General features: G+C 69.8%; 20 protein-coding genes. 12 read left to right on the top strand and 8 right to left on the bottom strand.

What is annotated here, in order from left to right:
- Window positions 1–31 precede the first annotated feature (31 nt).
- Complete coding sequence (locus IPI43_18750; GenBank protein ID MBK7776140.1) at window positions 32–1,045, top strand: hypothetical protein; 1,014 nt, start codon at window positions 32–34, stop codon at window positions 1,043–1,045.
- Here IPI43_18750 and IPI43_18745 read toward each other — a convergent pair.
- Entirely contained in the window at window positions 1,042–2,055 is a 1,014-nt protein-coding gene (locus tag IPI43_18745; protein MBK7776139.1) for a diguanylate cyclase, read from the bottom strand. The genes IPI43_18750 and IPI43_18745 overlap by 4 nt on opposite strands.
- Between IPI43_18745 and IPI43_18740 the strand changes: the two genes are divergently transcribed.
- From IPI43_18740 to IPI43_18710, 7 genes are all read left to right on the top strand, one after another.
- On the top strand, window positions 1,964–3,799 hold the full coding sequence (locus IPI43_18740) for a methyl-accepting chemotaxis protein (protein ID MBK7776138.1): 1,836 nt from the start codon (window positions 1,964–1,966) through the stop codon (window positions 3,797–3,799). The genes IPI43_18745 and IPI43_18740 overlap by 92 nt on opposite strands.
- Window positions 3,796–4,239 (top strand): chemotaxis protein CheW, encoded by a 444-nt coding sequence (locus tag IPI43_18735; GenBank protein ID MBK7776137.1) that lies wholly within the window; start codon window positions 3,796–3,798, stop codon window positions 4,237–4,239. The genes IPI43_18740 and IPI43_18735 overlap by 4 nt, the downstream gene beginning before the upstream one ends.
- Window positions 4,240–4,262: 23 nt before the next feature.
- On the top strand, window positions 4,263–5,492 hold the full coding sequence (locus IPI43_18730; protein ID MBK7776136.1) for a tetratricopeptide repeat protein: 1,230 nt from the start codon (window positions 4,263–4,265) through the stop codon (window positions 5,490–5,492).
- 104 nt (window positions 5,493–5,596) lie between these two features.
- Entirely contained in the window at window positions 5,597–6,145 is a 549-nt protein-coding gene (locus IPI43_18725; GenBank protein ID MBK7776135.1) for a chemotaxis protein CheW, read from the top strand.
- A complete protein-coding gene (locus IPI43_18720; protein MBK7776134.1) occupies window positions 6,142–8,427 on the top strand; it encodes a hybrid sensor histidine kinase/response regulator in 2,286 nt (761 codons plus the stop codon). The genes IPI43_18725 and IPI43_18720 overlap by 4 nt, the downstream gene beginning before the upstream one ends.
- 575 nt (window positions 8,428–9,002) lie before the next feature.
- Window positions 9,003–9,539 carry a hypothetical protein gene (locus IPI43_18715; GenBank protein MBK7776133.1) on the top strand — a complete coding sequence of 179 codons (537 nt, stop codon included), beginning with the start codon at window positions 9,003–9,005 and terminating at the stop codon, window positions 9,537–9,539.
- A gap of 32 nt (window positions 9,540–9,571) precedes the next feature.
- Entirely contained in the window at window positions 9,572–10,291 is a 720-nt protein-coding gene (locus IPI43_18710; GenBank protein ID MBK7776132.1) for a DUF4336 domain-containing protein, read from the top strand.
- A 15-nt stretch (window positions 10,292–10,306) separates the two neighbouring features.
- Here IPI43_18710 and IPI43_18705 read toward each other — a convergent pair whose 3' ends face one another.
- The 4 genes from IPI43_18705 to IPI43_18690 are packed head-to-tail and all read right to left on the bottom strand — an operon-like array spanning window position 10,307 to window position 16,461.
- Entirely contained in the window at window positions 10,307–11,521 is a 1,215-nt protein-coding gene (locus tag IPI43_18705; protein MBK7776131.1) for a metallophosphoesterase, read from the bottom strand.
- A complete protein-coding gene (locus IPI43_18700) occupies window positions 11,518–12,663 on the bottom strand; it encodes an N-acetyltransferase (GenBank protein ID MBK7776130.1) in 1,146 nt (381 codons plus the stop codon). Before IPI43_18700 ends, IPI43_18705 begins: the two co-directional genes overlap by 4 nt.
- Complete coding sequence (gene polA, locus IPI43_18695; protein MBK7776129.1) at window positions 12,660–15,338, bottom strand: DNA polymerase I; 2,679 nt, start codon at window positions 15,336–15,338, stop codon at window positions 12,660–12,662. Before polA ends, IPI43_18700 begins: the two co-directional genes overlap by 4 nt.
- Entirely contained in the window at window positions 15,328–16,461 is a 1,134-nt protein-coding gene (locus IPI43_18690; protein MBK7776128.1) for a threonylcarbamoyl-AMP synthase, read from the bottom strand. The genes polA and IPI43_18690 overlap by 11 nt, the downstream gene beginning before the upstream one ends.
- Window positions 16,462–16,580: 119 nt before the next feature.
- On the opposite strand from IPI43_18690, the gene IPI43_18685 reads away from it, so the two are divergent.
- The 4 genes from IPI43_18685 to orn all read left to right on the top strand — a co-directional run bounded on the left by IPI43_18685 (window position 16,581) and on the right by orn (window position 19,325).
- Window positions 16,581–17,066 (top strand): hypothetical protein, encoded by a 486-nt coding sequence (locus tag IPI43_18685; GenBank protein MBK7776127.1) that lies wholly within the window; start codon window positions 16,581–16,583, stop codon window positions 17,064–17,066.
- A gap of 80 nt (window positions 17,067–17,146) precedes the next feature.
- On the top strand, window positions 17,147–18,418 hold the full coding sequence (murE, locus tag IPI43_18680; GenBank protein MBK7776126.1) for a UDP-N-acetylmuramyl-tripeptide synthetase: 1,272 nt from the start codon (window positions 17,147–17,149) through the stop codon (window positions 18,416–18,418).
- A complete protein-coding gene (locus IPI43_18675; protein MBK7776125.1) occupies window positions 18,415–18,696 on the top strand; it encodes a hypothetical protein in 282 nt (93 codons plus the stop codon). Before murE ends, IPI43_18675 begins: the two co-directional genes overlap by 4 nt.
- 53 nt (window positions 18,697–18,749) lie before the next feature.
- Window positions 18,750–19,325 carry an oligoribonuclease gene (orn, locus tag IPI43_18670; protein MBK7776124.1) on the top strand — a complete coding sequence of 192 codons (576 nt, stop codon included), beginning with the start codon at window positions 18,750–18,752 and terminating at the stop codon, window positions 19,323–19,325.
- Window positions 19,326–19,339: 14 nt separating this feature from the next.
- Here orn and IPI43_18665 read toward each other — a convergent pair whose 3' ends face one another.
- The 3 genes from IPI43_18665 to IPI43_18655 all read right to left on the bottom strand — a co-directional run bounded on the left by IPI43_18665 (window position 19,340) and on the right by IPI43_18655 (window position 23,139).
- Window positions 19,340–20,452, bottom strand: coding sequence for a hypothetical protein (locus IPI43_18665; GenBank protein MBK7776123.1), 1,113 nt, complete (start codon window positions 20,450–20,452; stop codon window positions 19,340–19,342).
- Between the two features lie 120 nt (window positions 20,453–20,572).
- A complete protein-coding gene (locus IPI43_18660) occupies window positions 20,573–21,727 on the bottom strand; it encodes a hypothetical protein (GenBank protein MBK7776122.1) in 1,155 nt (384 codons plus the stop codon).
- A complete protein-coding gene (locus IPI43_18655; protein ID MBK7776121.1) occupies window positions 21,724–23,139 on the bottom strand; it encodes a right-handed parallel beta-helix repeat-containing protein in 1,416 nt (471 codons plus the stop codon). The genes IPI43_18660 and IPI43_18655 overlap by 4 nt, the downstream gene beginning before the upstream one ends.
- Window positions 23,140–23,230: the final 91 nt, after the last annotated feature.

The raw sequence follows: 23,230 nt of genomic DNA, 5'->3' as shown, positions 1-23,230 counted from the left end.
GCGCGACCGACAAGTGGCCAAAGGAGACATCATGGTTGCACCCATCCCGAAGAACACCGTCCACTCCACTCCGGCCGCGCCCCCCTCGGGCCCGCCCGTCACCACCCGCTCGTCGGCTCCACCACCGCCTGCTGCCGAGGTGCGCCACCAGGCCGCCGACGACGTGCACACGCTCCAAACCGCGCGCACCACGCCGGCGGCTCGCGCCAACCCGGTGGCGTATCAGCGAGCCGTGGACGAGGCGGCCCGCACGTACCTCGAAGGCGGCGGAGCCCCCCTGCGCGTCCTCCTCGGCCAGGACGGCGCCATGCTGTCCACGCTCGCCAACGTGGACGCAGCGCGCCTCGAGCGCGACCTCACGGCGTCGTTCGAGCGTCAGTCCAGCGGAGTGCGCTCACTGGTCACCGGCGTGGACGCCGGCAGCGTGGCGGGCATCGTGGAGTCCGTGGCGAGTGACCGCATCCGTCTGGGCATCGTTCAGGAAGCCCAGGTCATCGTCACGGCGCGCATCCAGGATCTCCGCGCGATGCGCGACGCCCTCCCCGAGTTGCTCCCGGCGCTGCGCAACGCGCGGCCGGGGACCCTCGAAGCCATCCAAGCACAGGCTCTCGGCATCCGCGGGGACGAGGGTGACCTCGCGCGCGCGCGCGCGTCCATCCAGGAGAGCATCGAGGGGTTCCAAACCTTCATGGGCCGCACGCGAGGCCAAGCCTGGTGGCAGGCGAGCGACTTCCCAGCGGCGGCGGAACGCTCGGCGCGACGCGCGAACCTCGGAGGTTCATCGGACAGCGCGACCGCGGCCGCCACCGCGCGGGACACGACGAACGAGCAGGTGCACCACGCGGTCGAGCTCGCGGAAGGTGCCCACATTCTCTGGGAGGCTGGAGCGGTGGCCGTGCACGCCCTCCAAGGTGCCGCGGTCGCGGCGGGGACCGCAGGCTTGGCCGTCTCGGTCATTGGCCTCCTCGCCGGACGTGCTGCCTACCACATGGCAGAAGCCGCGCGCGCCGAGCACGTCGAGATCGGCCGCTCCCTCGGGCTCTAGGACGCGGGCGCGTCCTCGGGCGAGGCAGCCGGCGTCGCATCGCACTCGGTGCGGTTGCGCCCGTTCCGCTTCGCCGCGTAGAGCGCGGCGTCTGCGCGGGTGACGAGGTTGGTGGCGTCGATGGGGGCCCCCGACGGCACGACGGTGGCCACCCCGAGGCTGAGCGTGACGTGATCGCTGACCTCCGACTCCCGATGCTCGATGGCGAGCCGCTGCACCGCAGCGCGGGCGTCTTCGGCGACACGAAGCGCTCCGTCGAGGCCTGTCGACGGGAGCACGAACGCGAATTCCTCACCGCCGTAGCGCGCAACGGTGTCACTCGCTCGTCTGGCCACGCTGGCCATCGCCTGGGCCACTTGACGCAATGCGTCGTCGCCCCCTTGGTGCCCGTACGAATCATTGAACCGCTTGAAGTAGTCGATGTCGACCAAGATCACCGACAGAGGACAGCCCTCACGTTCCGACCGGCGAGCTTCCCGAAACAGCGCGTCGTCGAAGACGCGGCGATTCGAGATGCCGGTGAGACCGTCCACGGACGAGAGGAGGTGCAACCTGGCGTTGGAAGCCTCGAGCATTTGCTGCGTCTCCTGCAGCTCCTGGAGCATGCGCTCACGGGCTCGCTCCAGCAGGAAGCGGCGAGAGTGCGCCCTCACCCGCGCCACGAGCTCGACAGGGTCTGGGAGCTTCACGAGGTAGTCGGCGGCGCCTTCGGCGAACGCTCGGCTCTTGTCCTTCGGCTCCTCGTTCGATGAGAGCACCACCACCGGGACGTCCCGAATGGACGGCGTCGAGCGGTAGCTCGCGAGCAACATGAACCCGTCGACGCCCGGCATGACGAGGTCTTGCAGGATGATGGTGGGGCAGAGTTCGATGGCGCGCTCGAGGGCCACCGTGGGATCGATACAGAAGTGAAAGGTGATGTCGGGCTCGGCGGCGAGCATTCGGCGCACGGCCTCGCCCACCATTCGCTGGTCGTCGACGAGTAAGACGACAGGTTTTGGTTCATCCATGAGTCGACGCAGGATATCATGCGGTGGAGCCAGTCAAGCTTCGCACTGTGCAGAAACGGCCTTGAAACATGGCCGAAACGAGGACTCCGTGGATCGACGAATCAAGATTGGGATTGCCGGTCAAATCTTCATCCTCGTAGCGCTTCAGGTGAGCCTCTTCGTGGGCTTCGCATACCGCGCGTGGGTCACTATCGAGACGGTGCGCGTCAAGAGTCCCCTCTACGACTCGATCATCGAGGGCAAGGACCTGATCGCCGACGTCCTGCCCCCGCCGGAGTACATCATCGAGTCCTACCTGGTGGTTCTCCAGCTGACGCAGGAGACCAACCCCGACCGTGTCGCAGAGCTGGTTGCGCGGGGCGGCCAGTTGAGGGTGGAGTACGAGACGACCCACGTCCGATGGGATCGCGACCTCCCGCCCGGGCCACTTCGGACCGCGATGGTCGACGAGGCGTATCGCGCGGCGATAGCGTTCTACGACGCTCGTGACGACGCGTTCCTCAGCGCGGTTCGCGCCGGGGACCACGCCACCGCCACCTCGCTCGCTCGCGGAGAGCTCTTCCAACACTACTCCACACACCGGAGAGCGATCGATCGAGTCGTGGTCCTCGCCACCGAGCGCAACCGCATGCACGAAGCGACGGCAACGGACGAGCTCCGCTCCGGGATGTCTACCCTGCTCGCGCTGGGGCTCGGTGGACTCGTGCTCGCGCTCGCGCTCGGCATGTACGCGCGAGGCGTTGCCGGGCGGCTCGTGCGGCGGGTTGGCGCGGCCACCTCCGCAGCCGAACGAGTGGCGGCGGGCGACCTCACCGTGCGGGTCGCTGCCGAAGGAAGCGACGAGGCCGGTGCGCTCTTGGTCTCGATCCGCGCGATGGCCGAGAGCCTCGAGAGCTTGGTCACCCGAGTGAAGCGCTCGAGCGTCGAGCTCATGTCCACTGCCACGGAGTTCGCCGCGACAACCGCATCACAGGAAGCCACGGCGGCCGGCTTCGGAGCCTCGAGCAGTCAGATCGCTGCCGCCGTCAAGGAGATCAGCGCCACGAGTCAGGAGCTGCTCTCCACCATGGAAGACGTCTCGAGAACCGCCAGCGACACGGCCGGCATCGCCGAGAACGGACGGGCCTCCATCGTGAACCTCGACCAGAGGATGCGGGGACTCGCGAATTCCACCACCGGCATCTCGAGCAAGCTGGCGACGATCCGGGACAAGGCCGGCGACATCAACATGGTGGTCACCACCATCACCAAGATCGCCGACCAGACCCATCTGCTGAGCGTGAACGCCGCGATCGAGGCCGAGAAGGCAGGAGAACACGGTCTCGGGTTCCTCGTGCTCGCGCGAGAGATTCGCCGCCTCGCCGACCAAACCGCCGTGTCGACGCTGAACATCGAGCAGATCGTGCGGCAGATGCAGAGCGCCGTCTCCACCGGAGTCGCGGAGATGGAGCGGTTTGCGCACGACGTGGAGAAGGGCGTGGCCATCGCGAGCGACGTCGCGCTGCGATTTGCCGGAATCATCGAGCAAGTGAAGTCCGCGAGCGATCGCTTCGAGCAGGTTGGCGAAGGCATGCGCAGCCAGAATCAGGGCGCCCGCCAGATCGACGAAGCCATGCGCACGCTGACCGACGGCGCGCGTCACACGGCCGCGTCCGTTCGCGAGTTCAACGCGGCCACGGAGCACCTGCGTGATGCGGTGGGTGGGCTGCGGAACGAGATCTCCAGATTCCGGGTGAGCGAGTGAGCCCCACCCGCGACCCGGCAGCCCTCGTGGTTCATGTGGGTAGCGATCTCTTCGCCATCCCGTGCACGGACGTGGTCTCGGTCTTGCCGCTGCCAGAGCTGCGGCCGCTGCCGGGCGCACCTGCAGGGCTGCTCGGGACGTTCTCCTACGGAGGCACCATCGTTCCCGTGATCGACCTGGCCCAGGCGCTGACAGGGGTGGCCACCGAGGATTGTCTCGCTGTGCGCGTGGTGATCTCGAGCACGCGCGATGGCCTCGTCGGGGTCCTCGTCGGCCGGGTCGCCGACGTTCGCCGCGTGGGCGCTTCCGACCGGCGGCTCGACGTCGCGCGGCACCCGGTGGTCGCGGATGCGGTCGTCATCGACGGACGCCCGGTGCACATGCTCGCGCTCGGCAGTGCCCTCCCGCCCGAGCTCCGGGGACTGATGGCGGCACCATGAGTGTGGGCGCAGCAGTCCGAGCCTTGCTCCGGGACCATGTGGGGTTCTCCCCCGCGACGCTCGGTGACGCCGTGTACGACGACGCCATCGAGACACGGTTGCGCACGACGGGGCTCTCGCAGGCGCTCTGGTACGAGAAGCTGCAGCGCGACCCGTCGGAGCTCGACGCTCTGGTGGAGGCTCTCGTCGTTCCGGAGACGTGGTTCTTTCGCGACGAGAACCCCTTCGTCGAGCTCGCACGCCACGCGCTGAAGCGTGCGCCCGACACCCGCACGCCGCTCCGTGTGCTGAGCCTCCCTTGCGCGAGTGGCGAGGAGACGTACTCCATCGCGATAGCGCTCAGGGAGGCGGGCCTGCAACCGTCTCAGTTCCACGTGGACGGCATCGACGTGAGCACTGCCGCGCTCTCGCGGGCGGCTGCAGGGCTCTACCGAAGCGTCTCGTTTCGAAGTCCACGCGCCGAGGCCTCGAAGCAAACCTGGTTCGTGCCGAGCGGCGATCAGTTCGCGCTCGTCCCGAGTGCGCGCGAGAGCGTCTCGTTCCAGCGGGGGAACGCCCTGGACTCGAAGCTGCTCCGCGGTGCCCCACCCTATGACGTCATCTTCTGCCGCAATCTCCTGATCTACTTCGATCGCGCGGCGCGCGAGTCGTTGGTGGCGACGCTGCGCTCGTCTCTGACGGTTGGCGGCCTGCTCTTCGTGGGTCATGCGGAGTCGCTCACGGGGTTCGACAACGGCCTGCGTCGGCTCCCCGATGTCCGGGCTTTCGGATACGAGCGCATCAAAGACGGCGAAGCGGTCCTCACGCTGGCACAGCCACCTCGGTTGCTCTCGACTCAACATCACACGAAGCAGCCTGCCAGGGAGCACCGAGCCGCCGTCCCTGTCGGACCCTCTCCCTCGAGCGTCGCCGTTCCTGCTGCGACGAGTGACACCGCCGACAGAGCGCACGATCCGCTCGGTGCCGCGCGTGCGCTCGCGAACCAAGGAGCCCTGGCCGAGGCACGAACGCTGGTCGAGGAGGCGCTGAGCAGCCCGTCCGCGGACGCCTTCCACCTGCTCGGCATGATCTGCCAAGAGGAGGGGCGCTTCGATGAAGCCGAGCGCTGCCTCACGCGCGCGATCTACCTGGACAGCGAACACTACGCGAGCCTCGTCAACATGGCGCTGCTGCGTGAACGCCGCGGAGACCCGAGCGCGGCCCAGTTTCGAGCGCGCGCCAGTCGCCAGCGAATGAAGAGCGGTGAGTCGTGACGTCGGCCGTCCAACCCGGCGAGAGCTGCTTTGCGAGCATCGGCGTGTACGGAGACCGCAGCTGCCCGGAGCTCGCGGTTCACGTTCACTGCCTGCGATGCCCGGTGTTCGCCGAGACCGCCCGCGAGCTGTTCGAGCGCCCGGCGCCCCCGGGCTACCGGTCCGAGTGGACGGAGCGACTCTCGACCCCAGAGGCTCCCGCCATCGGCCCGTCGACCACGTATCTCACGGTCCGGGTCGGAAGAGAGTGGCTGGGGATTGCGTCGGCGAGCTGCGTGGAGGTCACCGAAGCCAGACGCGCGTTCTCCTTGGCGCACCGAACCGGAGGCGCCTTCGAGGGCCTCGTCAACGTCCGGGGTCAGGTCGTGTTGTCGGTCTCCCTCCGAGCGCTCCTCGATATCCCGGCCGAAGATGGTGCCGGAGCCCGAGCAAGGCTCGTGGTCGTCGAAGACGCGGAGGGGAGGTTCAGCCTCCGCGTCGACGAGGTCGACGGCATCCGCCGCTTCGCGGACTCGGAGGTCCTCCCCCCGCCAGCCACTCTCTCACGCGCCCTCCTGCCTCACGTCAGCGGCATGGTTCACGATGGAGAGCGCGTCGTGGGCCTGATGGATGGGGCGACGCTGTTCGCGGCGCTCGCGAGGTGCGTCGCATGAGCGACGGCTTCGGCAACATGAGCATGCTCGAGCTGTTCCGTGAGGAGATGGACGCGCACGCGGCCGCCCTCGATACGGGACTCCTGGCGCTCGAAGCGTCCCCCGATGACCGCGCGACGCTCGATGCGTTGATGCGCGCTGCGCACTCGATCAAGGGCGCGGCGAAGATCGTCGGGCTCGACGCTGGCGTGCAGATCGCGCACGCCATGGAGGACGTCTTCGTCTCCGCTCGCGCCGGGGAGCTGCGCATTCATCGCGCCATGATCGACGCGGAGCTCGCGTGCGTGGACCTCCTGAGGCAGCTGGCGGCGTGCGACGAGCCGGCCGCCAAGGCGTTCAAAGACACGCGCAAGGATGACGTCGCGGCGGCGCTGGCCGGTCTCCTCGCCGCACGGGCGGCCCCCCCACCGGGCCCTCTCCGTCCGGTCACGCCCAAGGTGGCGGAACAGCCGACGGTCGCCCCCAGCGTGCACGCTGCGTCCGCCGTCGCAGCCGAGTCGGCTGCCTCGAGCGAGCCCGTCGACAACCGTCCCGCGCAGTCCGCCGATGCTCGCGAGCGGGTGATTCGCGTCGCGGCGGAGAGCATGAGTCGCGTGCTCAACTTGGCGAGCGAGGCGCTCGTTGCCTCGGGCCGCCTCCAGGGCGCCGTCGATGGTCTTCGCGAGACGCGCACGCGGCACCTTGGCCTGGCCGAGGTCCTCGACGAACTCCACGATCTGCTGCGCGCGTCGCCGCTCGCGCTCGGCCTAGTGGACGAAGCACGACAGCGTTCGAGTGAGCTCGCTCAGGCCGTGTCCGAGCGCTTGGACGAACTCGAGGACGAGACCCGCAGGTCCCACGATCTCGCCTCGCGCCTGCATCGCGAAGTCCTGGCGTCGCGCATGCGTCCGCTCGACGAGGGCATCTCGAAGTACCCCCGCGTGGTGAGGGATCTCGGCCGCGCGCTGGGCAAGGAGGTCAAGCTGGAGATCGTCGGTGGAACGGTCGGTGTGGACCGGGACATCCTGGACAAGCTCGACGCTCCGCTCGGGCATCTTCTCCGCAACGCCGTGGACCATGGCCTCGAGACTCCGGCCGAGCGCGTGGCCAAGGGAAAGAGCGAGCAGGGAACGCTCCGCATCGAGGCACGCCATCGCGCCGGTCTGCTGGCCGTCGCCATCAGTGATGACGGCCGCGGCATCGACGTGGAGAAGATTCGCACACGGATCTCGGAGCGCGGCTTCGCTTCGGCCGCGAACGCAGCCAACCTCGACACACGCGAGTTGCTCGAGTTCTTGTTCCTGCCCGGGTTCTCGACGCGGGACGCGGTCACCGAGCTCTCGGGACGCGGCGTTGGCCTCGACGTCGTCCAGAGCACCATTCGGGAAGTCGGAGGCGACGTGCGCATCGTGTCGCACCTCGGGTTCGGAACTCGCTTCGAGCTCGAGCTTCCCCTCACGCGTTCGGTCGTGCGCTGCCTCCACATCGAGGTAGCCGGGGCGCCACACGCGATCGCGCTTCACAGGGTGGAGCGCGTGGTGCGCAGTTCGCGCGAGCAAGTGTCCACCATCGAGGGACGCGAGCAGATGATGGTCGACGGACACTCGGTCGGGCTCGTCACGCTCGCAGAGGTCTTGGAGCTGGGCCAGGGCAGCTCGCGCGAAGACGCACTCGATGTCGTCGTCATCGGCGATCGTCAAGACCGCTTTGGGCTGGTGGTCGATCGAATCATCGGAGAGCTGGAGCTGGTCCTTCGTCCGCTCGACCCTCGCCTCGGACGCGTGCAGGACGTCATCGCCATCGCCATGGGAAGAGATGGGAGTCCAATCGTGGTGCTCGACGTCGACGATCTGGCGCGGTCGTGCGCGTCGCTCGCGCGGCGGGGACGTCCACGACTCGTGTCGGTCGACGAGAGCCGCCCCCGCGCAAGGAAGCGAGTGCTCGTCGTGGACGACTCGATCACGGTCCGCGAAGTGGAGCGGCAGATCCTGGAGAACCGTGGCTACGAAGTCGTCGTCGCGACCGACGGCGCGGATGGCTGGAACGCCGTTCGCGCGGGCGAGTTCGACCTGGTGATCACCGACGTCGATATGCCACGAATGAACGGACTCGAGCTGACCCGCGCGATCAAGGATCACCCGCGTCTTCGGGTGCTTCCCGTGATGATCGTCTCGTACAAGGAGCGCGACGCCGATCGCATGCGAGGCCTCGAAGCCGGGGCGGACTACTACCTCGGCAAGACCAGCTTCCACGACGAGACGCTGGCGCGGGCGGTCGAAGAGCTGATCGGGGGCCCCTCGTGACCTCGACGCGCATTGGCATCGCCCACCCCTCGTCTTCGGCGATCGAGGTGCTGAGGAAGGCCGTCGAGTCCCTCCCGGATCACGCCGTGGCGTGGAGCGCACGCGACGCCGACGACGCTCTCCGACGCGCCGCCAGCGAGCCGGTATCGGTCGTGTTGCTCTCCATGGACCTTCCCGGGCCCGCGGCTGCAGCGACGGTGAGGCGACTCGAGTCCCAGTGCCACGCTGCCGTGCTGTTGGTTCGTACGGGCCGCGGAGAGCGCGTGAACGAGGTCTACGATGCCATGGAGGTGGGCGCGCTGGACGTCGTCGACATGCCGTGGCTCGATGGCTCCTCGGTGCTCCACGGGCTCTCCTCACTCGTTCGGAAGCTCGCCCTCGCGGCCCGTCTCGGTGCGCGTCGTGCCGCCGATCGCTCTCTCCGGGAGGCCACGGCAGCAGCCCCGACGGCTGCACCGCCGCACAACCCCTCATCGCATCCCCCCGCGACACGTAGCGGGTCGGTTCTGACCGCGACTCGAGGCCTCGCGCCCGCGATGGTGGCGATCGGTGCTTCAACGGGAGGCCCGAACGCCGTGAGCCGCGTGCTCGCGTCGTTGCCACGGCCGTTCCCGGCGGCCATCGTCATCGTGCAGCACGTCGACGAGTCGTTCGCGGGAACGATCGCAGCGTGGGTCGCGCAGAGCTCGGGGTTCCCGGTGAGCCTCGCCAAGTCAGGCGACGGACTTCGTGTGGGCGAGGCACTCCTCGCGGCGACCAGCGACCACCTCTGTGTCGCCTCGGACGGGCGCCTCGACTACATCGCGGAGCCACGCGACTACCCCTATCGCCCTTCGGTCGATGTCTTCTTCGAGAGCGTCGCCGCTCATCATCGCGGGACGGCGGTCGGGGTGCTGCTCACCGGGATGGGGCGCGATGGCGCGAAGGGGCTCATGGCGATGCGGCAGGCGGGCCACAGGACGATCGCGCAGGATGAGGGCTCGAGCGTCATCTACGGCATGCCCCGGGCCGCCGCCGAGGCGGGAGCGGCGGACGAGGTCCTCGACATCGACCGGATCGGGCACGCGATCGAGCGTTCCATTCGAGGACGGCGCACGGCGCTGCCCGGTTGACCCTGCGGGTATAAGGCACAAAGGAAGCCGGGATGACCGAGCTCGTCCGCCTCGCCGACGGAGTCCACGCCCTCGAGACCACCCTGCGCGTGCTGCCGGGGTTTCACCTGCCGCTGCGCTCCACCCTGCTGAGCCTCGCGGGCGGCGAGCTGATGGTGATCTCGCCGCTGCGCATGGACGACGAGCTGGCGGCTCGCGTCTCTGCGCTGGGGCGGGTGACGCACATCGCGTCTCCCAACAAGTTTCACCACCTCTTCGTGGGCGACGCCGCCGCGCGCTGGCCCAATGCGCAGGTGCACCTCGCGCCCGGGCTGCCGGAGAAGCTCAGCAAGCTGGGCCGCGTGGTCCCGCCCCACATCGTGCTGCCCTCGGACATGCCGGCCGACGCCACCGCCGTGGTGCTCGCGGGCATGCCCGCCCTGAGCGAGACGCTCTTCTTTCATGCCCCCTCGCGCACGCTGGTGGTCACGGACCTGGTGTTCCACGTGCTGGGACCCACGCAGGGCCTGTTCACCGGCCTGATCCTGCGCATGGTCGGCGCCCACCAGCGGCTCGCGCAGGGCCTCGAGCTGCGCCTGCTGGTGCGTGACCGCGAGGCCGCGCGGCAGAGCCTCGAGCGCGTCATGGCGCTCGACTTCACGCGCTTGGTCATGGCCCACGGCGTGGTGGTGGAGGTGGACGCCAAGGAGCGCCTGCGTGCCGCGCTGCGCTTCATGCTGACGGCCCCGCCCGGGCGCCAGCTGCGGGCGTAGGCGGCCACCGCACGCTCAGGTGGGAGCGTTGAAGTAGACCTCCAAGAGGCTCTGCTCGGACGGCACGCCCAGGCGCAGCGGGAACCCGTAGTGCCCCGTGCCGCGGTGGATGTACAGCCGGTCGCGCCCGCGGGCGAAGAGGCCGTGATCGGGGATCTTCGCGATGGACCACACGGGCGTCCAGCTTCCACCGAGCGAGAGCAGGCCCACCTGGCCGCCGTGCGTGTGACCACTCAGCACCAGGTCCGCGTCACCCACCGGGATGCGGCGGAAGGCCCCCGGGTCGTGCAGCAGCCAGAGGCGCAGGGCGCCGGGCAGGCGCGGGTGCGTCTGGGCCAACCGGGTGAGGTGTTCGTGGCGGCCGCGGAAGTGGTAGTCCGCGCCCACGATCTGCACGGGTCCCGCGGGCGTGTCCACCAGCGCGCTCTGGTCCACCAGCAGCTTCACCTTCGCGCCGGCCAGGGCGTTTTTCACGATGTGCAGCGCCTCGTGGTCGTGGTTCCCGAGGCAAGCAAACACGCGCCCCTCGAGCGCGGCCAGCGGCGCGAACGCTTCGGCCAAGTAGCTCTCGCGCGCCTGCGACTCCATGGTCAGGAAGTCGCCGGTCAGCATGATGAGGTCCGGCTCGCGCTCTACGGCGCGCTCGGCGATGCGCCGCAGGCGCGCCACGCTCATGAAGGGCCCCAAGTGCGGGTCCGTGATCTGCACGATGCGCAGCGGGCGCGATGCGTCCTGCCCCGGCGCAGGCGCCACGTGCCGCATGACCACGTCTCCCTCGCTCCCGAGCGCGTCCAACAGGGACAGCGGCACGAGCGACTCGCGCCCCACCAGCGACTGCCACATGCCCACCGCCGCCAGCACGAAGGGCACGCTCAGCACCAGCTGCACGGGCAGCGAGGCCGGCGCGCTGGCCACCAGGAGGATGGGCAGCCAGAACACGCCCAGCAGCGTGGCCGCCAAGAAGTAGTAGGCGGGCCAGCTGACCAGCACGCGGAACCACGCGGGACGCAGCGCCGGCCGCGTGAGCGAGAGGATCTGCAGGAACACCGTGACGTGCAGACCCCAGAAGAGCGGCCGCAGCGCGCCCACGTGAGGCTCGTAGGCCGTGGCCACCAGCCCCTCGAGGCCCAGCAGCACGCCGACGAAGATGGCGAAGAACTTGTTGCGCAGCGTCCACGCCGCGCCCACCGCCGCCAGGAACGCGAACAGCGACACCAGCCCGAAGCTCATTCTTCGTCTCCGCGCCGGAAGGGGCCGTGCTCGGCCAGCGCCTCCATCTCGTGCAGCACGCCCTCACGCTCGCGCGGCAGGTAGTCCGCCACGGCATCGCGCAGCACGGGGTGTTTGATGAAGTGCGCGCTGTGGATGGCGCTGGGCATGAGCCCGCGGCGCACCTTGTGGGTGCCCTGCGCGCCGGCCTCGAAGCGGGTGAGCCCGCGCGAGATGGCGCGGTCGATCAGCTGGTAGTAGCAGAGCTCGAAGTGGAGCATCTCGTGGCTCTCGTCACAGCCCCAGTAGCGGCCGTAGAGGTGCTTGCCTTTCTCGAAGTTGAGAGACGCCGCCACGAGCGAACCGTTACGTCGGGCATAGCCCACCACCACGCGGTGCGCGCAGCGCTCGGCCAGCAGCGTGAAGAACGACTCGCTCAGGTAGGGCTCGCTGCCCTTGCGGTAGCAGGTGTCCAGGTAGAACGAGCGCAGCAGCGACCAGTCCTCGGCCGAGAGCGCGTCCCCCGTGGTGACGCCCACGTCGAGCCCGCCCTCGGTCACGGCGCGCCGCTCCTTGCGCAGCTTCTTGCGCATGGACGAGCGAAAGCGCCCCACGAAGTCCTCGAACGTGGCGTAGCCCTCGTTGTGGAAGTGGAACTGGTGAGTGGTGCGCGGCATGAAGGCGCCATGGGCCGCCACGTCCTCGGCCTCCTGCGCGCTCAGGAAGTTGAGGTGGATGGACGACGCCCGCAGCTCGTCGGCGGCCGCCAGCGCCCCATCCAGCAGCGCGCGCACCACGGCGCCGCGGTCCGCCTCGGGGTGCACCAAGAGCCGCGTGCCCGTGGCGGGGGTGAGCGGCGTCATGCCCACCAGCTTCGGGTAGTACGGCGCCCCTAGGCGCGACGACGCGTTGGCCCACGCGAAGTCGAAGATGTACTCGCCGTAGCTGTGCTGCTTGCGGTAGAGCGGCAGCGCCCCCACCAGCTGGCCGTCGGCGTGCACCAGCACATGCTCCGGCTCCCAGCCCGAGCGCCCCCCCACGGAGCCCGAGTCTTCGAGCGTGGACAGGAAAGCGTGCTCCGCAAAGGGGTCGTCTTCGCCTGCGAGGGCGTCCCAGGTGGCCGCGGGGATGGCCCCCACGCCGTTCACTCGCGTGACCTTCATCCGTGTGCCTCTTCCCACGAGGCGCCGTGCCCCAGGTCCACCACCAGCGGCACCCGCAGCGCGGGCCACACGTGCTCCATCTCGTGGCGCACGATGGGCAGGAGCCGCGGCAGGTCGCTGGGCTCCACCTCGAACAGCAGCTCGTCGTGGATCTGCAGCACCATCGCCGCCGCGAGGCCCTCTTCGCGCACGCGGCGCGCGATGCCCAGCATGGCCAGCTTGCAGAGGTCCGCCGCCGAGCCCTGGATGGGTGTGTTGGCCGCGATGCGCTCGCCGTACGCCCGCGTGGCCGGGTCGCCGCTGGTGAGCTCTGGAATCTTGCGCCGGCGGCCCACCATGGTGTCCACGTAGCCGTGTTCGTGCGCGCCCGCGATGCTCTGGTCCAGCCAGGTGCGCACGCCGCCGTAGACCTCGAAGTAGCGCTCGATGTAGGCCTTGGCCTCGTTGCGCGTGACCCCCAGCCCCTGGGCGAGCGCGGTGGCGCCCTGGCCGTAGATGGTGGCGAAGTTCACGGTCTTGCCCACGTTGCGCTGGGCGCGCGTGACCTCCTCCGGGGTGCAGCGGAAGATCTCCGAGGCCGTGCGGCGGTGCACGTCCACCTCGTCGCGGAAGGCCGCCATGAGCGCCGGGTCGGCGGACAGGTGAGCCAGCAGGCGCAGCTCGATCTGGCTCCAGTCCGCCGACACCATCACCCAGCCCTCGCGTGGCAGGAAGGCCGCGCGGATGCGCTTGCCGTCCTCGCTGCGGATGGGGGTGCGCTGCAGGTCCGGCTCGGTGGTGATGAGCCGCCCCGACGCGCTGGCCGTCTGCTGGAAGGTGCAGTGCACGCGCCCCGTGCGCGGATGGATGGCTGCGCGCAGCACCTCCGTGTAGGTGTTGATGAGCTTCGCGAGCTCGCGCTGGCGCAGGATCTTCTCCGCGATGGGGTGCTTCGGGGCGAGGCGCTCCAGCACCTCGGCGTCCGTGCTGTAGCCCGTCTTGGTGCGCTTCTGCACCGGCAGCTTCAGCTCGTCGAACAGCACCTCGCCCAGCTGCTTGGTGGACGCCAGGTTGAAGGGGCGCCCGGCGAGCTCGAAGATCTCCGCCTCGATGGCGGCCTTGCGCTCCTCGAACTCGGTGCTCAGCGCGGACAGCGCCGCCGCGTCCACGCGCACGCCAGCGCACTGCATGTCGGCGAGCACCCGTGCGAGCGGCAGCTCGAGGTCGCGCATGACCCGCGCTTGGTCTTGCTCGGTCAGCAGCGCCTCGAGCGGTGCGCGCAGCTCCTCGAGGGCCAGCGCTCGGGAGCACGCGAACACGGCACGCGCGCCGGGATCCGTGTCGCTCAGCGTGGGCCGCGCGCGCTTGGTGGGCGCACCCTCCGGCGCCGCGAGGGAGGGCAGCACGCGCTGCAGGAACGCGCGCGCCACCTGCTCGAGCTCGTGCGGCAGGTGCGCGGTCGGGTCGATGAGATACGACGCGAGCTGCGAGTCCAGCACCACTCCCGTGAGCGGCAGGCCGTGCTGCGCCAGCACCGCATACGTGTCGCGTGCGTCGTGAACGCGCTTGGGCCAGCTCGCGTCCGAGAGCGCAGTCGCCAGCGCAGCGCGCAGCGGGGAGCCCGCGTCGTTGGCAGCGTCCGGATCGGCGCCACCCACAGGCACGAACAGCGCCTCGGTCCCGGCCGCCAGCGCTACACCATAGAGTTCGGCGGCCACCGGCGTAGGCCCGGCGTAGAGGGCGAACAGCGCGCAGCCCTCAGGAGCGGCGCTGCGGAACGCGAGCAGCGCCTCGGGCGTCTCGGCCAGCACCGCCGCCGGGGCGCTCTCGGCATCACCCAGCGCAGGTGCCTCGGCCCCCAGCAGCGAGAAGAATTCCAGGTCGCGGAAGAGCGCGTTGACCACGCTCGCATCCGGCTCCCCGAGGCGCGTCTCGGCCAGCGTCAGCGGCAGCGGCGCGCGCTCGTCCAGCGTCACCAGCTCACGCGAGAGGCGTGCCTGCTCGGCGTACTCCTCGAGGTTCTCGCGCTGCTTGCCCTTGAGCTCAGCGGTGCCGGCCAGCACCCCCTCGAGCGTGCCGAAGCGGTCGAGCAGCGTGACGGCCGTCTTCGCGCCGATGCCCGGCACGCCGGGCACGTTGTCCACCTTGTCGCCCACCAGCGCCTGGTAGTCGCGCATCTGCGCGGGCGGCACGCCCCACTTCTTGCGTACCAGCTCGGCGTCGTAGGTGACGTCGCGCATGGTGTCCACGAGCCGCACGTGCTCCCCCACCAGCTGCGCGAAGTCCTTGTCGCCCGACACGATGTGCACCTCGTGCCCGGCCTCGAGGGCCTCGCGGGTGAGCGTCGCGATCACGTCGTCGGCCTCGTAGCCGCTCACGCGGAGGCTGGGGAGCCCGAAGGCATGCACCACACGGTCCACGTCGGCGAGCTGCGCGCGCAGCTCCGCCGGCATGGAGGGGCGCTGTGCCTTGTAGGCCGGGAAGCGCTCCTCGCGGAAGGTGGCCCCCGGCGCGTCGAAGACCACGGCACCGAACGCCGGGCGCTTCCCCGCGAAGACCTTGCGGCACATGGTGGCGAAGCCGAAGGTGGCGTTGGTGGGCACCCCCGCCGACGTGGCGAGGCTGCTGGGCAGCGCGAAGAACGCCCGGTAGAGCAGCGCGCTCCCATCGACCAAGACGACACGGTCACGAGCCATGGCGCAGCGTATCAGCTCCCCCGCCGGCCGATGCGCGCCGCAAGCGGTCGTTGATGGCGCGACCGAGCCCCTCGTCGGGCACGCGCTCGGCCAGGATCAGCTCGGCCCCGAGCGTGTCCGCGCGCCGCATCAGGGCAAAGAGCCGGCGGGCCGCTTCGCCCAGGTCACCCGTGGGGGACAGCACGTCGGCCGACACGCCAGCGGGGGCCTCGCGGAAAGCGATCACGTGCACCCTTGCGCTGGCCGCGTCGCGCAGCAGCCCAGGAAGCGCGCCATGTCGGAGGGGTGTGCGAGGCGCGTAGTGCGACTCCAGCTGCCCCGGCGCGGCGGGGCTCTCGGCGCGGCCCACCACGGCAGTCGCGTCTGCCAGACTCACCCCCAGCGCCTCCTCGAGCGCCTCGCGCGTGAGGCCCCCATCACGCAGCACCGTCCACACGCTGGCCCCACCCACTCGCGGAGCGGCCACGATGGTGCTCTCCACCCCCACGTCGCACGGGCCGCCGTCTAGAACGTAGGGCACCCCGTGGCCCAGCTGCTGCGCCACGTGCTCCGCCCGCGTGGGGCTCACGTAGCCGAAGGGGTTGGCGCTCGGTGCCGCAAGGGGCGCGCCCGCCGCCTCGATCAGCGCCCGCGCCATGGGGTGCGCCGGGACGCGCACGGCCACCGTGTCGAGCCCGCTGGTCACCAAGTCCGGCACCGCCGCCACCTTGGGAAGCACCAGGGTGAGGGGCCCGGGCCAGAAGCGCTCGGCCAACGCAAGCACGCGCGCGCGCTCCACCGGTGCCAGAGCCCCGAGATCCGCCACCCGCCACAGTTGCGCAGCGTCCGCCAGATGCACGATCAGGGGATCGAAGCTGGGCCGCCCCTTCACCTCGAACACCTTCAGCACGGCACGCTCGTCGAACGCCGCGGCCGCCAACCCATACACCGTCTCCGTGGGCATGCCCACCACCTCGCTGCCACGCAAGAGCTCGGCGGCATGGGCGACATCGGTCCCTATCGGCGCGATGGTGGTCACCCCCTTGCGATAGCGCGTTCCTGCCGCGCCTTCCAACCTCACCGCCACGCCCCGGCTAGAAGGGCGCGCGCCGGTGGAGTACAAGGCTCGGGGCGCGCGGTCCATGACCGCCCTCCCCACGGCGGCTCGAGCACGCGGCGATGAGCGCTGCTGGCTCGACGTCGCTCCCGCCCTAGAGGTATTCCACTATGATGAAGTATCAAGCTCTTGCGATTGGCGTCTCGGTGTTGTTGGCCGCGTGCGGCGGCGAGTCGAGCGAGCCCACCTCGACCGGTACGTCGACGGCTGGCGCCGAGGCCGTGCCCGCACAGACCTCCGGCACCCTGGCCATCGCGGGTGAGGGGCTACCGCGCAACTACGACGGCAGCGTCGCGACGGACTATGCCCACCTGGTCCAGGTGGACATCGAGCAGGGACGCCTCGTCGCGTACTTCGGCTCGGGCCCGACGGCCTTCGGCCTCACCGTGAACCTGGGGACGCCCCTCGTCGTCGGCGAGTTCCCTGTCTCCACCGGCTCGGTCGTGATCGAGCTCGGAGAGACCTTCGAGCAGCGTGTGGATGTGCAAGACGGGCGACTCGTCGTGCAATCCGTCGATGCCGATACGCGCACGGTGCGGCTGCACATCGAGGGGCACACGTTCGTCGAGTCCGGCAACCTACCCGAAGCGTTCGCCCTCGACGCAACCGTGGTGGCCCCCGCACAGCCGTGAGGGGCCGCCGTCGCGCGATGCCATCGAGGCCCCCTGTTGTGGCGTCTTGTGGCAGGCTGGGCTGAGCATCGCGCGCCACCGTGTCCAACCCTCCGACATCCGTCCCACGGCTCACGCTCCTCCGGCCCCGGCTTCGCTCCGTGGGTGTCACGGGCACCAATGGAAAGAGCAGCACCACCAGCATGATCGCGGCCATCGTGGCCGCCGCGGGGGAGACGTCGGCGCGGGCCACCACCCTCGGTACATGGGTGGGTGAGCGGCAGGTCTCGGGCAGCGTCAGCATGGCGTCCTTCCAAGAACTGGCACAGGAGGCGGTGGCCGAAGGCGTTCGCACCATCGCCGTGGAGACCACGTCGAAGGCCCTCGCGGCGGGCTTTGCGCGGCTGTGGCCGGCCGACGTGGCGGTGTTCACCAACCTCACGCGTGATCACCTGGACCTGCACGGCTCACCCGAGGGCTACCTGGCCGCCAAGGCTCAGCTCTTCATGACCGTCCCACCGGGCGGAACGGTAGTGTGGAATCTGGGCGACCCGTGCAGTGCGCTGCTGAACGACGTGGTGCCCGCTGGCGTGCGTCGCTTCGGCTGGGTGGTGGGAGACGTTCACCCCGACTGCGCGGAGCTTCCCCTCCACCTGCGCGGGGAGCGTGTGCAGGTGGCGGTGCACGGGACGCGCTTCGATGTGTCGTTTGGGCCAGACGCCGCGAGCGCCCCCGCCCTCGAAGCCCTGGCAGGCCCCTTCCAGCTGGGTGTGGTGGGCGCCGTGCACGCCGAGAACGCGCTCGCGGCCGCTCTCGCCGCGGCAGCCCTGGGCTACGAAGCCAGCGCCATCCGCAGCGGTCTCCGCGCGTTTCGAGGCGTGCCCGGGCGCTTCGACGTGCTGGCCGAGCGGCCCCTCGTGGTGGTGGACTACGCGCACACGCCGGACGCGCTGGCCCGCACGCTCGCCGAGGCACGCGGCCTGCTCGGGGAGGCGGGTGGTCGGCTCGTCTGCGTGTTCGGCTGCGGTGGCGACCGAGACCAGGGCAAGCGCCCCGAGATGGGCCGCATCGCCAGCGAGCTCGCCGACGTGGTCATCGCCACGAGCGACAACCCGCGCGGCGAAGACCCCGAGCGCATCCTAGACGCCATCGAGAGCGGACGGGCTTCTGGTAGCGGCCGCGCCGAGTGGCTGCGGTTGGTCGACCGCCGCGCGGCGATTCGACAGGCCATCGGCAGCGCACACGCGGCCGACGTGGTGGTCATCGCCGGCCGCGGGCACGAGGCCCAGCAGCTCCTGGCGAGTGGTCCGGTGACGTTCTCCGATCGAGACGTCGCGGCAGAAGCAATCCAGCAGAAGGAAGACACAGCATGAAGATCAATCGAGAGTTGTTCGTGGCAGCCGCGATGGCCCTGGCGATCCCCGGCACCGCGTTGGGCTGCGGCGGAGCCAGCGCCGGCACGGGTGACACCGTGGCCGACGAAGAGAGCACCGGCCCCACCGATGAGCGCGACTGCAGCGTCGAAGACTGCTCCGACCTCACCGGCCCCACCGATGAGCGCGACTGCAGCGTCGAAGATTGCTCCGACCTCACCGGCCCCACGGACGAGCGCGACTGCGGCGTCGAAGACTGCTCCGACCTGATGGAGTAGCCCGCGTTCGGTTGGTGACTGCCGCCCCCCGGTCGTGAGATAAGCGGGGGGCAATGGCGGTGACAGAGCAGCAAGACGCCCGCTCGGCGCGGATCGTGTGGGCAGACCTCGAGATGACGGGGCTGGTCCCCGAGCGGGAGCGCATCATCGAGATCGCCATGCTCATCACGGACGGCGAGCTCAACGTGGTGGCCGAGGGGCCCAACCTGGTGGTGCACCAGCCAGAGGAGCGGCTGGCCGCCATGGACGACTGGAACACCAAGCACCACGGGCAGAGCGGCCTCACGGCGCGCGTGCGGGAGTCCACGGTCAGCGAGGCCGACGCGGAGGCCCAGGTGCTGGCGTTCTTGCAAGCGCACTGCGACCCGCGCAGCGCCCCGCTGGCGGGCAACTCCATCCACCAGGACAGGCGCTTCATCGCCCTCTACATGCCCAGCGTGGACAGCTTCCTGCACTACCGCATGATCGACGTGTCCACCGTGAAGGAGCTCGCGCAGCGCTGGTTCCCGGAGGACTACAGCAAGCGCCCTCCCAAGCGCGGCAGCCATCGGGCCATCGACGACATCCTCGAGAGCATCGAGGAGCTGCGCTACTACCGGGCGGCGGTGTTCCGCCAGCCGGCGGGCTAGTCCAGCGCCGAGGCCTACTCGCCTTCTTGCGCGGCGCCCTCTTCTTGGGCCTCGAGGGCACCCGTGGCCGGGTCTGGCAGCGGCGCGGTGGGATCCGTGACCCACGCCGGTGGGCGCTCCGTGTTGCTGCCACGCCAGCGCGCCACCACGCGAAACACGCCGCGGGCTTGGACGAAGCGAATGACCAACACCTGGCCCTGGCCAGGCACCGCGCCTTCGGCTGCGCGCTCGGTGATGATGACCGTGAGGGTCTCCGCGTCGCGCGGGGCTACCGAGATGTTGGCGGTGCAGCAGGGCGCCACGAAGTGCACCACGCTCTGCCGCTCCGGGCCGTGCCACGCGTGCAGCATGGGCGCGCTCGAGTTGGGCGGCGTGAGCAGCGGCTGGTTCTCCACATGGAACACGTAGCGGCGTCCATCGGGCGCCTGCCACAGCGCCTCGGCATGCCCGTTGCGGTCCCACAGGCGCACGCGCCGGTCGAGAGCGTGCGGCTCTTGCGGCGGTCCCGGCGTGCGCGCGGTGTCCAGCAGCACGTTGCCCGTGCTGTCGTTGAACACCTGCGCGGCCACCAGGTTGAGCACCACGCCGCGCAGCTCACCGTCGGTGAACGTCTCACCGAAGCGGAAGATGACGCGCAGCACCAAGCGCTCGGGCGCGTTCTGGATGACCCACGGCCGGGCCGCCCGGGCCGGGACCACGGAGAAGCCCTGCGCGATGGTGTGGACGGGGAGGACGCCGCCCTCGGTCGCCCGCGTGCTGATGACCCGCTGCCCGTCACGCTGCTCGAAGCCGCGCAGGTAGACACGGAAGCCGCCGCCCATGGGCTCGTAGGGGTCGAAGCGCAGGTGGTCACCCACCGGGAGCGTGTGCAGGTAGGTGGTGCGGTTGAGGTCGCGTGCCGCGTTGCGCACCCGCAGGCTGCAGGCCCGGCGCTGCGCTCCGGCCAAAGCCTGGCAGTCCTCGAAGAGCGGCGTGGCCAGCTCCAGCAGCGAGCCGGTCACCTCGGTGGCTTCGTCCGCAAACTGGTTGAACGTGCTCTGCGCCTGCGCGTGCGGGACCTCCACTCCTCCGAGGAGGAGCGCCGCAGCCACCAGCAGGGGCGAGGGAGTGAGGAAGTGCTTCGGCATATCAGGGCTTCGGGCGCAGCTTACGCCGTCTCGGAGCGGCTGCCGAGGGTCGGACGTCACGAGCCCCGAAAAGATTCGAAGGCTCGTGACGCTCGTTCGACCGGCCACCGGCCCGGGCGCTCAGGGGGCGCTGCAGTCCACGACCGGCATCTCGGCCACCCACGCACGCAACAGGTCGGCGCCGTGACGGTGCTGGAGCGAGCGCCCCAGCAGCGGCATCATGGCCCCCACCTCTTCGGTCTCCACGCGGAACACCAAGATGGACTCGTCGGGGTTGCCGGGGACGATGTCGAAGGTGAAGCCGCCCGTGCCGCTGCCCGCGCTGCCCGGCCGCTTGCACACGCCCAGCCGGAATTCATCGGTGTTCTCGTAGTGCAGGAAGAGCTGCGACGTGACGCCCTGCACCCCGTTCGGGTTGTGGCAGTGGGCGCAATTGACGTCCAGGTAGCTGCGCGCCGCCTCGGTGAGCTCGTCGCCGGAGAGGCCCGCGACGCCGTTGGCCTCGATGGGCGCGAAGTCGTAGGCCGCGTCGATGCCGCTTACGTCCGGCAGCCCGCTGAGCAGCCCCAGGTCTGCCAGCCGCGTGAGCTGGTTCACAGCGCCCACGCCCACGCCGTAGTCGTAGTCGCGGTTCAGGTTGCGCGCCTTCGGCCCAATCGGGACGATGCTGGTCACGCCCTCGTCGTCGCGCCGCTCGTGGCACGACTGACACTGGTTGCGCTGCGGGATGAGGTAGTTGGCCACCTGCTCCTCGCCTTCGGCGTCGATGAAGGGCACTGGGCGGACCTCGCCACCGGGGGTGTAGAAGGCCTCGTCCTGGGCCTCGTTCCAGACGTAGGGGAACGCCCGCCAGCCATCCTCGAAGCGGATGAGCAAGCGGGTCTCCACCAGGGTGCGGTTCTCTTCCGGGCTGCGCAGGTCGGCCGCCACGGAGAAGCTCTTGATCAGCACGCTCCCGACCGGGAAGTCGAAGACACCCGCGTCGGTGTACGTGGCGCTGCTGCCCTCCGGCACGAAAATGGCGCGGTCCTTGAGCGCGTAATCCGTGAAGAGCGGCGTGTTCAGGTCATAGGGCACCACCCGCGCGTTGTAACGGAACTGTCCATCGCCGTCATAGGCCAGCAGGTTGTAGTCCGAGAGGCGCTCGGGCGTGGGCCCCGTGAGCGAGACACGCGGCGGACGCGAGTCGTCGAAGCCGCCGGACGAGTCACCGCCGCAACTGGCGATGCCCACCACCACGAAGAGGCAGAGCGAAGCCAGCGCGAGCCGAATCATGGCGCGTCAGCGTCCCAGACGACGAGATCCCCGCCCGCGAGCGTGGTGCAGTCGAACGGCGCGAAGGGCGCGGTGTCCAGCTGCAGGAACGGGGAGCCTGGGCTCGCCAGCTGCGCGGGAGCATTGAAGCTCGCGAACGTGCCGCCAGTGTTCCCACCCACGCAGATGCGGTTGGCGTTGGAGTTGTTGGCGGCCACTGTGGCGTCGAACATGGGCTCGCCGATGGTGTCGTAGACGACCGAGTCAGCGGGGTCCGAGCCGTAGAGCGCGGCCAGGAGCTGCCCGAACTGCAGCAGGAGCGTGTACGACGAGCCCGGGTTGGTGTGCGTGTTGCCCGAGACGACGATGTTCTCGCTGCGGAAGTTCATGACCGTGTCGGCGGTCGCCCCGGGGAGCAGACCGAGGTCGTCCCAGTTCCCCACCAGCTCGGCCTCGTCCAGCTCCCACGTGGCGGGGTTGCCTTCGATGATGAGCCCGCTGATGAGCGCGATGTCCACCGCGTTGTTCTCTTCGTAGGTGTTGTTGGTGACCACGACGCGGCGCGACGCCATGACGAACGTGCCGGTGCCGGGGGGGATCTCGGCGACGGTGCCGCCAGGCGCGAAGTTGCGGCGGTTGTTGCGCACGATGGTGTTGTCGCGCAGGCGCACGTCACGGCCCACGATGGGGTTGCCTGGCAGGTCGAACACCACGATGCCGCCGGTGTTGTCCTCGGCGTGGTTCTCGTAGACGTCCGCGTACTGCGTGTTCTCGATCTCGAGGCCGGCGACGTTTCCGGTCACCCGGTTGCGGCGCACGACGACGTTGCGGCACTGGCCCACGTAGAGGCCGGCGTCGGACGCGTTCTCGGCGAAGCTGTCCTCCACCAAGACGTTCTGGCTGCTGACCGGGTAGATGCCATAGGCACCGTTGGAGGAGCGGCCCTCGTTGGTCCAGGTCGCGCGGATGCGCCGGAAGGTGACGCCGACGCTGGCCTCCACGCGGATGCCGTCCTTGCCGGCATCCAGCACGGTGAGGTCCTGCACCAGGAAGTCGTCGCCGATGACGTCGATGCCGTTGGTCTGCGCCGAGACGCCCGTGAACGACAGCGTGGTGGTGTCGATGCCCTGCCCGACCAGGTTGACCCCGGAGGCGTTGCGGATCTGCACCGTGTTGGTGAGCTCGAAGGTGCCGGGCCCGAGGATCACCGTGGTGTCGTCTTCGAGCGTGTTGACGGCCGTGAGCAGGGCCGCCGAGTCCCCGCCCTCGATCTCCACGCAGTTGACGGTGTCGAAGTCCCCGCAGTTGTTGGTCTCGAACGTGGCGCCGCCGCCACAACCTGCCGCCACGGCAGCGAGGGGAGCGAGCGCCACCAGCCCGAAGAGCCGGTGACGGATGGGGATTTCAAGGAGCGAAGCGAGTCGCGTAGTCATAGTGGAGTGCCTTTCCTAGGGCTCGGCACGCGCGTGCCGACGATCCGTGACAGGATACACCGCGAGGGCCCGCTTGGCCCGCGCTCGTTCC

This window comes from Sandaracinaceae bacterium (genome assembly GCA_016706685.1).
Taxonomy (GTDB): Bacteria; Myxococcota_A; Polyangia; order Polyangiales; family Houyiibacteriaceae; genus JADJJE01.
This window is presented reverse-complemented; position numbering and strand designations above follow the sequence as displayed.